At 50.8% G+C, this 13,340-nt stretch carries 8 protein-coding genes, 1 tRNA gene and 2 rRNA genes; 8 read left to right on the top strand and 3 right to left on the bottom strand.

Annotated features, from left to right (window positions below; all coding sequences use genetic code 11):
* Positions 1–168: 168 nt before the first annotated feature.
* The 7 genes from ACEPST_RS02890 to ACEPST_RS02860 all read left to right on the top strand — a co-directional run bounded on the left by ACEPST_RS02890 (position 169) and on the right by ACEPST_RS02860 (position 9,762).
* Positions 169–3,087, top strand: a 23S ribosomal RNA gene (locus ACEPST_RS02890).
* 74 nt (positions 3,088–3,161) lie between these two features.
* A 5S ribosomal RNA gene (gene rrf, locus ACEPST_RS02885) occupies positions 3,162–3,278 on the top strand.
* A gap of 73 nt (positions 3,279–3,351) precedes the next feature.
* Positions 3,352–3,424 (top strand) — tRNA-Thr (locus tag ACEPST_RS02880).
* Positions 3,425–3,804: 380 nt separating this feature from the next.
* On the top strand, positions 3,805–4,590 hold the full coding sequence (locus ACEPST_RS02875) for a CAP domain-containing protein (RefSeq protein WP_239064526.1): 786 nt from the start codon (positions 3,805–3,807) through the stop codon (positions 4,588–4,590).
* A gap of 15 nt (positions 4,591–4,605) precedes the next feature.
* Entirely contained in the window at positions 4,606–5,508 is a 903-nt protein-coding gene (locus ACEPST_RS02870; RefSeq protein ID WP_395390490.1) for a C39 family peptidase, read from the top strand.
* 17 nt (positions 5,509–5,525) lie between these two features.
* Positions 5,526–6,377: a C39 family peptidase gene (locus ACEPST_RS02865; RefSeq protein ID WP_204121573.1), complete on the top strand. Its 852-nt coding sequence runs from the start codon at positions 5,526–5,528 to the stop codon at positions 6,375–6,377.
* A 154-nt stretch (positions 6,378–6,531) separates the two neighbouring features.
* Positions 6,532–9,762: a MucBP domain-containing protein gene (locus ACEPST_RS02860; protein ID WP_395390489.1), complete on the top strand. Its 3,231-nt coding sequence runs from the start codon at positions 6,532–6,534 to the stop codon at positions 9,760–9,762.
* Positions 9,763–10,160: 398 nt separating this feature from the next.
* On the opposite strand, the gene ACEPST_RS02855 is transcribed toward ACEPST_RS02860, so the two are convergent.
* The 3 genes from ACEPST_RS02855 to ACEPST_RS02845 form a co-directional block, all read right to left on the bottom strand.
* A complete protein-coding gene (locus tag ACEPST_RS02855) occupies positions 10,161–10,691 on the bottom strand; it encodes an NUDIX hydrolase (protein WP_204121571.1) in 531 nt (176 codons plus the stop codon).
* Positions 10,692–10,768: 77 nt separating this feature from the next.
* Positions 10,769–11,407 (bottom strand): DUF421 domain-containing protein, encoded by a 639-nt coding sequence (locus ACEPST_RS02850; RefSeq protein WP_204121570.1) that lies wholly within the window; start codon positions 11,405–11,407, stop codon positions 10,769–10,771.
* A 3-nt stretch (positions 11,408–11,410) separates the two neighbouring features.
* Complete coding sequence (locus tag ACEPST_RS02845; protein WP_204121569.1) at positions 11,411–11,857, bottom strand: DUF3290 domain-containing protein; 447 nt, start codon at positions 11,855–11,857, stop codon at positions 11,411–11,413.
* 187 nt (positions 11,858–12,044) lie between these two features.
* Here ACEPST_RS02845 and ACEPST_RS02840 point away from each other — a divergent pair, with 187 nt between their 5' ends.
* Positions 12,045–13,310, top strand: a complete 1,266-nt coding sequence (locus ACEPST_RS02840) for an MFS transporter (protein WP_204121568.1) — start codon at positions 12,045–12,047, stop codon at positions 13,308–13,310.
* Positions 13,311–13,340: the final 30 nt, after the last annotated feature.

The raw sequence follows: 13,340 nt of genomic DNA, 5'->3' as shown, positions 1-13,340 counted from the left end.
GAGGGGCTTACCTCTCTAACTTGTTCTTTGAAAACTAGATATTATCAAATATTTTCTAATAATTATTTTTATTAATAATTAAACCGAGAACACTGCGAATTTTTTTGAGTTTTTAATTAGTTTTTATCGCTAATACTCAATTAATCAACGATTACGAAGTAATCGTTAGGTTAAGTTATGAAGGGCGCATGGTGGATGCCTTGGTACTAGGAGCCGATGAAGGACGGGACTAACACCGATATGCTTCGGGGAGCTGTACGTAAGCTTTGATCCGGAGATTTCCGAATGGGGAAACCCAGTAGTTTTAACCGACTATTACAATTCAGGGAATACATACTTGAATTGAGGCAGACGTGGGGAACTGAAACATCTAAGTACCCACAGGAATAGAAAGAAAAATCGATTCCCTAAGTAGCGGCGAGCGAACGGGGAATAGCCCAAACCAACAAGCTTGCTTGTTGGGGTTGTAGGACTGAACATTTGAGTTACCAAAGTCAATGATAATCGAAACGTCTGGGAAGGCGTGGCATAGCGGGTGATACCCCCGTAGATGAAATCGTTGGCCCTCAGTTCAGGATCCTGAGTACGGCCACACACGTGAAACGTGGTCGGAAACCGGGAGGACCATCTCCCAAGGCTAAATACTCCCTAGTGACCGATAGTGAACCAGTACCGTGAGGGAAAGGTGAAAAGCACCGCGGAAGCGGAGTGAAATAGTTCCTGAAACCATGTGCCTACAATTAGTTAGAGCCCGTTAATGGGTGATAGCGTGCCTTTTGTAGAATGAACCGGCGAGTTACGTTAAGTTGCAAGGTTAAGGTGTAAAGACCGGAGCCGTAGCGAAAGCGAGTCTGAAACGGGCGTTTCAGTAAATTGATGTAGACCCGAAACCAGGTGACCTATCCATGTCCAGGTTGAAGGTGCGGTAAAGCGCACTGGAGGACCGAACCCGTGTATGTTGAAAAATGCTGGGATGAGGTGTGGATAGCGGTGAAATTCCAAACGAACTTGGAGATAGCTGGTTCTCTCCGAAATAGCTTTAGGGTTAGCCTCGGAATTAAGAATCGTGGAGGTAGAGCCACTGTTTGGACTAGGGGCCCGTCATGGGTTACTGAATTCAGATAAACTCCGAATGCCACTGATTTATATCCGGGAGTCAGACGATGAGTGATAAGATCCACCGTCGAAAGGGGAACAGCCCAGACCATCAATTAAGGTCCCTAAATACATGCTGAGTGGAAAAGGATGTGGAGTTGCATAGACAGCTAGGATGTTGGCTCAGAAGCAGCCACCATTTAAAGAGTGCGTAATAGCTCACTAGCCGAGTGATCCTGCGCCGAAAATTTACCGGGGCTAAGCATGTTACCGAAATTATGGATGTGACCATTAGGTCACGTGATAGGAGAGCGTTCTAAGGGCAACGAAGCTAGATCGTAAGGACTAGTGGAGCGCTTAGAAGTGAGAATGCCGGTATGAGTAGCGAAAGATCAGTGAGAATCTGATCCACCGAATGACTAAGGTTTCCTGGGGAAGGCTCGTCCTCCCAGGGTTAGTCGGGACCTAAGCCGAGGCTGAGAAGCGTAGGCGATGGATAACAGGTTGATATTCCTGTACTAGTTAATTATGTTTGAACGATGGAGGGACGCAGCAGGCTATGGTATGCGCACGATTGGAAATGTGCGTTCAAGCGTCAAGTCTGGTGATGAGTTAAATGCTTATTGCTAAGGACAAGGCGTTACGAGGACCGAATTTTAGTAGGGAAGTGCCAGATGTCACACTGCCGAGAAAAGCTTCTAGTTAGTAATTAATTACCCGTACCGCAAACCGACACAGGTAGTCGAGGAGAGTATCCTAAGGTGAGCGAGTGAACTCTTGTTAAGGAACTCGGCAAAATGACCCCGTAACTTCGGGAGAAGGGGTGCTACACGCAAGTGTAGCCGCAGTGAAAAGGCCCAGGCGACTGTTTATCAAAAACACAGGTTTCTGCAAAATCGTAAGATGACGTATAGGGGCTGACGCCTGCCCGGTGCTGGAAGGTTAAGTGGATGAGTTAGCTTCGGCGAAGCCCAGAAATGAAGCCCCAGTAAACGGCGGCCGTAACTATAACGGTCCTAAGGTAGCGAAATTCCTTGTCGGGTAAGTTCCGACCCGCACGAAAGGCGTAACGATCTGGGCACTGTCTCAACAAGAGACTCGGTGAAATTATATTACCTGTGAAGATGCAGGTTACCCGCGACAGGACGGAAAGACCCCATGGAGCTTTACTGTAGCTTGATATTGGGTGTTGACACAGCTTGTACAGGATAGGTCGGAGCCGTAGAACTCGGAACGCTAGTTTCGAGTGAGGCGCTGGTGGGATACGACCCTCGCTGTGTGAACACTCTAACCCGCACCACTTATCGTGGTGGGAGACAGTGTCAGGTAGGCAGTTTGACTGGGGCGGTCGCCTCCTAAAAAGTAACGGAGGCGCCCAAAGGTTCTCTCAGAATGGTTGGAAATCATTCATTGAGTGTAAAGGCAGAAGAGAGCTTGACTGCGAGACAGACAGGTCGAGCAGGGACGAAAGTCGGGCTTAGTGATCCGGTGGTACCGTATGGAAGGGCCATCGCTCAACGGATAAAAGCTACCCTGGGGATAACAGGCTTATCTCCCCCAAGAGTCCACATCGACGGGGAGGTTTGGCACCTCGATGTCGGCTCATCGCATCCTGGGGCTGTAGTCGGTCCCAAGGGTTGGGCTGTTCGCCCATTAAAGCGGTACGCGAGCTGGGTTCAGAACGTCGTGAGACAGTTCGGTCCCTATCCGTCGCGGGCGTAGGAAATTTGAGAGGAGCTGTCCTTAGTACGAGAGGACCGGGATGGACATACCTCTGGTGTACCAGTTGTGCCGCCAGGCGCATCGCTGGGTAGCTATGTATGGATGAGATAAACGCTGAAAGCATCTAAGTGTGAAACTCGCCTCAAGATGAGATTTCCCATTCCTATATGGAAGTAAGACCCCTGAGAGATGATCAGGTAGATAGGCTGGAAGTGGCAGCGTTGTGAGACGTGAAGCGGACCAGTACTAATCGGTCGAGGACTTAACCAAGTTGAAAAACGTGGTGTTCTCTATAGAAAATAATTTGATGATATCTAGTTTTGAGGGAATAAGTTCTCTTATAGTGTGGTGGCGATAGCCTAAAGGATACACCCGTTCCCATGCCGAACACGGAAGTTAAGCTTTAGCACGCCGATAGTAGTTGGGGGATCGCCCCCTGCGAGGATAGGACGTTGCCACGCAAACGTAAGGAACCCAGTGATTGGGTTCTTTTTTTATTGCCATTTTCTGCGAAGTTCGCGATAATGGACTTATGCCGCTTTAGCTCAGAAGGTAGAGCGTTTCCATGGTAAGGAAGAGGTCGTTGGTTCAAATCCAATAAGCGGCTTATCAGCAAGTTTTTCACATTTTCGTCTAGAAGGAACCGCACTGGAGTCGTATTCCGGTGTGGTTCCTTTTTTATTTGGACTAGGGTTAAAGAAAAGGTTGCGCAGATTTTGCGCGTCGCTTTTGAATCATTTTTGAATTCTTAAATTCGTTGTTGCCAGCTAAGCGGCAAGGCATGGCGTGGTGAAGCGACATCAAAATCTTCTTGATTCACTGGGTGCTGTGCATTGTTCTAATGCGGAACGAAAGGCAGAATACCGTAACAAATGCCACAGGGTGAATAACTTGGGATAAGAGCAGTTAATGTTATGGGAAGCCTTGTCTTCCTTGTGTTACCGGCTGTATACTTTAGCTGTAACTATTTTTAAGGAGGATGAAATTTTGACAACTAAATGGGGAATTGCGGTTGGCTTGTTACTGGGCTTGCTCGGTACGACTACCGGACTCGCAGCCACGACGCAACCGGCAAAACAGATGACCGTACATTACCAATCAACGACGGGCAAGACACTTAAACCTGCCAAGCAAATTACGACGACCGGTGCCACGGTTCAGGCTTATGGCAGTCAGTTTAGTGCTAGTGGGACTGGGACTTTTGGCAATGGCGGCACCGGGTACGTTAAGAAAATCAAAGGCTACGTGCCGTTTTCATTGAAGAAGGCCTACAAATACAGTCAAGTGCCTACCAAGGTGACCGTGACCTATGTGAAGGAGTCCGTCCTCAATAAAAAAGTCGCTGCGAGTTATCTTAAGCAGTTTAACGCCTACCGGAAGAAGCAAGGGGTTCAACCATTGAAGCACCGGAAGAGCCTGCTGAAAAAGGTGAACGTCCGCGCGCATGAACTCTGGATTCGTGACGATCATGTTCGTCCTAACGGTAAATCCTACAACGCCAAGATGAGCGGTTATGCCGAGACCATGGCGGAGTTACCCGCCTACTACACGCCAGCCGGCATGATGGTTGGGGGCCTTGGTGCCACGCTGGTCTATAACGCCAAGGGGAACATCACCTACAAAGGCACTGCCCAGACGGCTGTCAACGAGTTGATGACCGTTGATAAATTGCACCGGAGTACGGAGCTGAATACCTGGGCGCATTACAGCCAAGTGGGCTTTAGCTTCGCTTCTGACGGTTCGGCCATGATGGCGCAATTATTCCAAATTTAAGTTAGGAGATCGCACATGTTTAAGCAACTTAGTTTAGGACTTGCTGCCAGTTTAGCAGTCTTGGGGCTGGGCGCAACCGCACAAGCCGCTAGTAACCAGCAACTTGTTTCACAAAAATCGGTGACGCGGTCTGGTAAAGTGACCGGTAACGTTAAAGGCAAGTTATACGCCTTTAAGATCACTGGGCAGGCGTTAACTTTAACGGCGACTCATCAGTTAAAGAATTACCCGCACACGGCTTGGATCGTTAGCAAGTCTGCGGTTATTCAAAAGGCGAATGGCAAGCAGTATCGGTATAACTACGTGACGTCGACCAGTTCCAAAACTAAAAAGACGGTGAGTGGCTGGGTCTGGGCGCACTACCTCAAGACGCCCAAGACCGTTAAACTTGGCGCTCCTTATGTGAGTCAGCAGGCGGTGAAGGCCTGGATGGGGTGCGAGTCTGCCAGTTTACTTGAGGGTCTACACTACAAAGGTGTCTTGACCTCCACCGGCCTAGTGGCCTTTATGAAACACCTACCTCGTAGTAAAAATAATAATCCCAATAATGGGTTTGCTGGGAGTCCTTATAAGGTCACGCCGGGGGTGTTCCAATCCATTTTCCCGAAGCCGTTAGCTAAGTGGGGGAACCGGTACGAGCCGGTTAAGAATATTAGTGGTGCCAAGTTAGCCGAATTACGCGCGCAACTCCGGCTACATAACCCCGTTGTGGTCTATGTGACCTTGCACTTTGCTAAGGCCCAGTATGGCCATTACTTCTGGGGGACTGGCATCAACAACAGCCACGTCATGCTGCTCGATGGCTATAAGTCTGGGGCGTACCACGTGGCCGACCCGAACCATGGCAAATATTGGGTCAGCGCCAAGAAATTTGCGCGGAGTTATAATTACAAACATTTCGCCGTTGCCGTACAGTAAGAGATAGGAGAATGAACATGTCAAAGTGGCCAAAAATTTTTACCGGATTTGTCGTTGCTTTTGGATTATTGGGACTGAGTCAAGCGGCCAGTGCTAGTAGCTATACCGTCAAATCTGGGCGGACCTACAATTCCCGCATCGTCCGGAGCAAGGGCTGGCGGTTATGGAACCAGCCGTACACCAAGCAAGCTAAAGCGTTGGGCAAGACGGGAAAGTTGAGCGGTCAACTGGTCCAAGTGGATCGGGTAGCCAAGCAAGGGAACGACACGTACTTTCAGATCAGCCGCCGCGGGCACAATTACGGTTGGCTCAACGCTCAAGGATTGAAGACCACCAGTCGTTATGTCTTGCCGTACACCTACACCAGTCAACTTTACCCGTTGTACGCGCCCAATGCGTGCGAGGCGGCTAGTATGAAGATGGCGCTGTCGGTCAAGGGAATTGCGACCAAGACGAGCCCGAAGACCATCATCACTAAGATGCCCAAGGCCAAGACCCCTAGCAAAGGATTCGTGGGTAATCCGTACACGGAGAGTCGTCCAGGGGAGACCCGGACCATTTATCCCAAACCGCTAACGGCCTATACCAAAACGTATGATGCGCAGGCCAAAAATATTACCGGTGCCAGCAAGCAACAGCTGATCACGGAAATCAAACGCGGCAATGCCGTGATTTTCTCAGGGGCTTGGCGCATGCAGGGATTCCGTCCTTATCACGTTTTAGCGCTCGTTGGGTATCAGCACGGTCAATTCTTAGTTGCTGATCCGTACATGAAAAAGAGCTGGCCAAATAAAACTTATTGGACAAAATCGTCAAACTTTATGAAGGTGTACCAATCCCGGCATTCACGGGCAATTACGGTACGTTAATTAAAAAAAGGGAATCACCGTTCGAAGGCGGTGCTTCCTTTTTTGATTGTGCACAACGAATTGTGTTTCCTTCTGCGTATCAACCTGATAGGATATTGGTTATCGGAGAGAGAACAACAGACAATTAAATTTAAAAACTTTGGGGGAAAAGATAATGACACAACACGTACGCACAAGTTTATGGTTAACGGCGGCAGCGACTCTGGTGGGGGCCGGAATGCTGATGACGGATGACCAAAGTAAGCACGTCTTTGCCGCAACATTGGACGCCCAACACCGCGTGGTCGAAACGGGTGATTTAAAACCCGGCGACCGGTTGGACAAGGAAATGACTAACACCTATTTACAAGAAATCGTTTTGCAAGCGCTTAACAACGAAAATCAGAGTCGTAAAAAATGGAAAGATTTCTCGGAAGTTAAGGTTCGAGACGTTGCCCATGTCAAACGGCTGGCCATTACAACCGATAATACGATTTATGGAACGAACATCCCAACCGGAGAATTTACCTTGAATGGGTTGAAGTACTTCACCGACCTGGAAGAGCTTTCGTTAGATGGATCCATTCGGAATTTTGATGATAAGGGTAATTTCTCAGTTGGTCAAAAGCCCATCTGCCAGGCACAAGGGAAAATCACCCGTTTGAAGCAGCTCGAACGGCTCCATAAATTAAAGGCGATTAACCTGAGTAACAACATGATTAAGGATGTTAGCTCGTTGGCTGGCTTGCCCGAACTGTCGGTGCTTCAGCTTGAAGGATGTCGGATCAAAGACTTTTCACCACTGAAGGGCACGAGCTTTGAGATCTTGAAAATTTCCGGCCAGATTATCACCGATAACAGCCGGCTGAAGGGGCAGACAGTCAACGCTCATTTGGCTAACGACTTTATCTGGGTCGACGGTACGAAGAAACAGATGACCGCTGCCCAAGAATTTGGCATCACCTCCTACTACCAAGAATATCGCAACGAGCTGGGGGACTGGCAAGCAACGACGCGTTTCTACAAGCCCCGGTTCAGCGGGGGCAAGGCAACGGCGAATAAGCAAGACCTGGGACTAGACTTTAAGAATTTAGCCGTTCAGGAAAAAGTCCGAGCGACGGATAAAATTGGTGAGGGGAAGGTTGCCAACGTCGGCCAAGATGATCGGTATGCCATGATTGGCGAAGTGCTGGGGGACGACGGCAAACCCATTTGGACGTATATTGACACCTATTCATCAGATGTTTATCCAGCGCCAGTGACGGTCTCATACGTTGATGAAGCTGGGAAAGCACTGAGCGAAGACGTTGTGTTAGCAGATAATCTTGGGGTGGCGTACACGGCAGAGGAAAAGAAAATTGCTGGGTACAAACTGAAGAAGGTTGACGGCCAAGCTAGTGGAACCTTTACCGAAGAGAAACAGACCGTGACCTTTGTTTACGAAGTGGATGAAAATGATAGCGGTTCCAATGGCAGTAATAATAACGGTGATGGCGACACGAACACTGGGAATGGCGACGGTGGTTCCGACAACGGAAATGTCGATGGCGGTTCCGACTCCGGGAATGGCGATGGCGGTTCCGACTCCGGGAACGGCGATGGTGGTTCTGACACCGGGAACGGCGATGGTGGTTCTAGCAACGGGAATGGCGATGGCGGTTCTGACACCGGGAATGGCGATGGCGGTTCTGACACCGGGAACGGCGATGGCGGTTCTGACAACGGGAACGGCGATGGTGGTTCTGACAACGGGAACGGCGATGGTGGTTCTGACACCGGGAACGGCGATGGTGGTTCTGGCAACGGGAATGGCGATGGCGGTTCCGATTCTGGCAACGGAAATGGCGGATCTGGATCAGGCGGGGGTAACGATGGCAATGTGACTGGCCCTGGTGGTAGCGGTCCTGGCAACGGCGGTAGTAACGGTGAGGACAATGGTTCTGACGGTTCGGATGGTTCCGGCGATGGCGGTTCTGGTTCTGGCGACGGCAATGACGGGGATGAAAATGATACCGGTACAGATGGCTCAGGCAATGGAAATGGTTCTGGCAACGGGGACGGTTCTGGCAACGGGGACGGTTCTGGCAACGGGGACGGTTCTGGCAACGGGGACGGTTCTGGCAACGGGGACGGTTCTGGCAACGGGGACGGTTCTGGCAACGGGGACGGTTCCGGTAACGGGGACGGTTCCGGTAACGGAGATGGCTCTGGTAACGGGGATGGCTCTGGTAACGGGAATGGCTCTGGCGACGGGGATGGTTCTGGTAACGGGGACGGTTCTGGTAACGGGGACGGTTCTGGTAACGGGGACGGTTCTGGTAACGGGAACGGTTCTGGCGACGGGGACGGTTCTGGTGACGGGGACGGTTCTGGTGACGGGGACGGTTCTGGTGACGGGGACGGTTCTGGCAACGGGGACGGCTCTGGTAATGGAAATGGCTCTGGCAATGGAGACGGTTCCGGTAACGGAAATGGTTCCGGTAACGGAGATGGCTCTGGCGACGGGGATGGCTCTGGTGACGGGGACGGTTCTGGCAACGGGGACGGTTCTGGCAACGGGGACGGTTCCGGTAACGGGGACGGTTCCGGTAACGGAGATGGATCTGGCAACGGGGACGGTTCTGGTAACGGGGACGGTTCTGGTAACGGGGACGGTTCTGGTAACGGGGACGGTTCTGGTAACGGGGATGGCTCTGGCAACGGAAATGAATCTGGCAACGGAAATGGCTCTGGTAGCGGTAATGGTTCCAATACAGGTAACAACAATGACACCGGCGTTGGCAACGGTAGTGGCTCTGGCAACAACACCGGTAACGGCAACACGGGCGGCACCGGCAATGGCAACAACGGTAGTACCGGCGGCTCCGGTTCCAATACGGGTAATGCTAATGGCAACGGCAGCAACCAGGGCAGTGGGAACACTGGCAACGGTAATGATCACAGCACTGGCAATGCCAACAGTGGCACCGGAACCGGGAACAATACCAGTTCGGGTAATGGCACGACTGACGTTGGCACGGGAGCAACTGACAATGGCACTGGCAGCGGCGTAACCGGCGAAACAGGTAGCGTGACTGGCACTGAGAACACTGATGATACGGGTGACCAAAACGTTACGGGCTCGGCGGCTGATACTTTAACGGGTGGCGTGGCATCGACCAACGACGATGCGCCAACTGGGGTAAGTTACAGCGGGTCAGGTTCAACCGGTGGAACTGGCTCGACTGGTGGCAGTGGATCAGGCAGTTACGGCCACAGCAGCAACCCAACTGGCGGTTCTACCACAAGTGGTGTCTTGCCGCAGGCCAACGAACAGCAGTCATCTGCCGCTTGGCTAGGGGCTCTGTTAACGGTCATCACGTTAGGTGGCTGGAAATTGGTCAACCGGAAACGGCGTCAGAACTAGCAGGGTAACACGCAGAATAGAAGGGTTAGGCATTACTGAAAAGATAGGTGTTGAGCAGAATATAAATCCAATGATTACCTGATGTAGCGAAAGACAAAAATTTTGAAAATTATGGGAGGCTGACGATGAAACCAAAAAATCCGCCGGAACCGGTTGCTGGGATAACGACCGGGCAGCGCGGTGAATCACCACCTAAAGACACACGCGAGTCATTGCGGACTGGGGGAGTCCCGCGACGACAATCAGTAACACCATTGCTTTGGTTAGGAACATTATTGGCAGCGCTGCGACTAGGGCGTTCGCAAACGCCAACTAAGCAAGATAAGCACTAGCAACGCCAAAGAGTAGGGAAATAAAAGGTATGGCCGTCAGTTGACGAAGCCATACCTTTTTTGATGTCACGAATTAATTTGACTGTGCTGCTGGATGTGCGCCCAGGCGCGTTGAAGTTCCTGGGTGTAGGCGTTGAAGCCAATTTGTTTGAGGTGTTCATGGGCGGTTGGCAGATCAAAGTAGGCGACTCGCTGGAGTTCTTCCGTTTGAATCGTCAGTGCGCTTGCTGGTTGGTCTGTTTGAAAGGCGAACCAGGCTTCGATCCAGTGAGAATGGGGCTGGAGTAAGTAGTTATCCGCCGGCGTGACCGGCAAATCGAGTCCCAGTTCCTCCGACATTTCACGGTGCATGGCGGCTGTAATGGTTTCGCCAGCGACCACGGAACCCCCAACAGAGCAGTCCCAGCAATCGGGAAAGTTCAGCTTGTTGGGCGACCGTTTTTGTAAGAGCACGTCGCCGGCTGGATTAAAAATAAATGCGTCCACGACCAGGTGAAATTCCCCGGCTCGCACGGGATTACGTCGCTGTTGTTGGCCGACGCGTTGTAGGCGCCGATTATAAATATCCCAATACTCACTTAAACGATCCGCGGCCATGCCGGTCATCTCCTTACCTTTTAGTCTAGCGTACCACTTTTAGGACAAAACGTTGACTGTTAAATTTACTAAAGGGTTTAGGCTTCGTCGTAGCGGGTAATCTCAAACTGGTGATTCTCGTATTTAGCCATATAGACGTCCCGCACGTTCTGAACGCCGTGTTGCTTCAGCTGCGCCAGAAGCCAGGTTTCATCGTGGCTCATCAATTCCAAAACGTCGTAGTCAATCTGGCCATCCACGATGACGGGATAGCGAATGGAGCCGTCACCCTGCCGAAGCACGGTCAGACTCCCATTTTGCTCGACGATAGCCCGTTTAACATCATCAATCTGGTAAACGCCCGCCGTTCGGAGCTTGAAATCAATTTCCTTGGCGGATAGATTGGCCTTTAAACAGTTATGGACGAGTAACTGACCGTTGCGAATCACCGTGATGGGGCCGCCGTCAATGAATTTACCAATGGCCCGGACGTGAATCTTGAGGTAACGGGTGACCAATATAAGCAGTGACCAAATCAGCAATACCATAATGAACTGGATTAAGGTCACGGCCGAGTTATAGATGACCCCACCAACGATTCCCCCTAAAACATAGTTCTGCACTTGGTCAATAGCGGAGGTGGGGGCCAGATTACCCTTCCCCGAAAAGTTAATCAGGAGAGTCATGAAAATAAAACCAACCAGCAGCTTAATAAAAACGTCTGAATAAACGAACATAGCTTACTCCTTTACAAGTGTGATTTTAGGCCGATGTAACTGGACCTTTTCCAAAACGTAGGCGGACCCATCGGCGTTGTAATCCAACCGGTAGTAGCCTTGCGGGGCCTTGATCAATAAATTGGTATTCGTATTGGTCGCGTTGACCGCCAACTGCGCGGGTTTTACGTGGAGTTGCTTGGCGACGGTCGTGACGGTACTGGTAATCTCACCGGTCTGTTCGGTTGCCGACCGTAGGGAGACCAGACTGTTGATTTGAAACCCCAGCACGAGTAAAAGCAGGGTCCCGGTAATAATACTCATATCTTTATATTTAACGTTCCACCGGTGGCGTAAGTAGTAAACGAACAACCCAATGAAAACAATCAAGAGGGCAATTAATAGGCCGATGCGGGCGTATTGCCAGGTGTTGTGATGATTGGTTAGATACCCATAAGTATAGAATGTCATCGTGTACTCCCTTCAATAGTTACTAGGGGTTATTTTATCACGAAATGGCGATGGCGGGTCGGACCACGTTTGCGGAGAAGTCGTTTCAAGTATTCGATATTAAGCTGACTTGACAACCTAGCAATTAATATTTTAATTAAGAAATGATTAGAGTATAATGAGAATATTTACATTAGGAGGGACCACCATGGACGTTCAAATCACGAATCGCCAGTCGGTCATTCAAATTGTTAAGGCCGCTAGCAGCGACATCATCGGGACGCTTGGTGGTGACACCTTCAGCTTTGCCCTGGGACTCATGCTGTTACATACGACCCACTCTGCCATCAGTTTTGGCTTGGGGTCGATCATTTATCCACTGGTCGGCTTACTGTTAGTCATGCCAGTCGGCAACTTAGTGGATCGCCGGCGCCATAAGCCACTCTTACTGACCAGTCGAGGCGTGGCTTTGCTGGCGTTCGTCGGTTATGCCTTATTAGCAAACCGCGTCAGCAACGTCATGGCATTGGCGGTTGTCGTGCTAACCATCCTGGCCTGCGCAGACAAGGTCACCTCGACGACCTACACCGCGTCCATCCATGAGCTGGTCAACGACGAGCACATTAAAACGCTCGCGACGATTGAGCAGGCGGCAACGGCGGGGATTCAGCTGATTTCGCCGGTGTTGGCCGCTGCGTTGTATGGCTGGATTGGCTTTGAGGGAATCGTCGCAGTTGAAATCGTGGCCGAGAGCTTAACCTGGCTGATTGCGCTAAGCATGCACTTCCATCCGTTAAAAGCCACGGACGAAGATACGGCAGATACGGACAAGACCCAGTGGGAACAATTTAAGGTGGGCCTGGTCTTCATTCGGCGCCACTTTACGCTCTTTACCATCGTGACGATTGGCATTTTTCTGAATTTCTTATTTTCTTCGATTGACGTCGGCTTACCGTATGCCATCGTCCAGACCCGCCACCTGGGCAATGCGCGTTTGAGCTGGATCTTAAGCGCCTTTGCCGGTGGGGTCCTGGTCGGCAATTTAGTCCTGTCGGTGCTGCCCCGGTTTAAAAATGTGCTGGTTGCCGTCTTACGATTAGCCATGCTATTGGGCGTTCTGATTGGCGTCATCGGTGGGCTCTTCCTGGTGCCCATCTCCAGCTTCATCCTGATTGCCAGTCTGATTGGCATCTCCTTCATCATCGGGGGTGTTCTGGCCTTCGTCAACACACCGATGTCGGTCTACATGCAGATGACCGTGCCCACCAAATTACTGGGAAGAGTCGGTTCAACGTTTTCCACGCTGTTGCAACTGGCCCTGCCATTGGGGACGGCGTTTTACGGGTTTGCTTTTCAAAAGGTTTCCGCGGGACCCATTTATTTGGTGACCGGTATCGTCATCGTCTTGTACATTGGCGGCAATTACCTCGCCGTTCACCGGCGTGCCGGCGCGGAGCAAAATACGCCTGATTGACTCATTTTCGTGCTAAACTCGGAAGCGTAA

This window comes from Levilactobacillus sp. FUA 3915 (genome assembly GCF_044053135.1).
In the GTDB taxonomy this organism is placed as follows: Bacteria; Bacillota; Bacilli; order Lactobacillales; family Lactobacillaceae; genus Levilactobacillus; species Levilactobacillus lanxiensis.
Note: the sequence above shows the minus strand (reverse complement) of the source record. Positions and strands in the feature narration are given on the sequence as shown.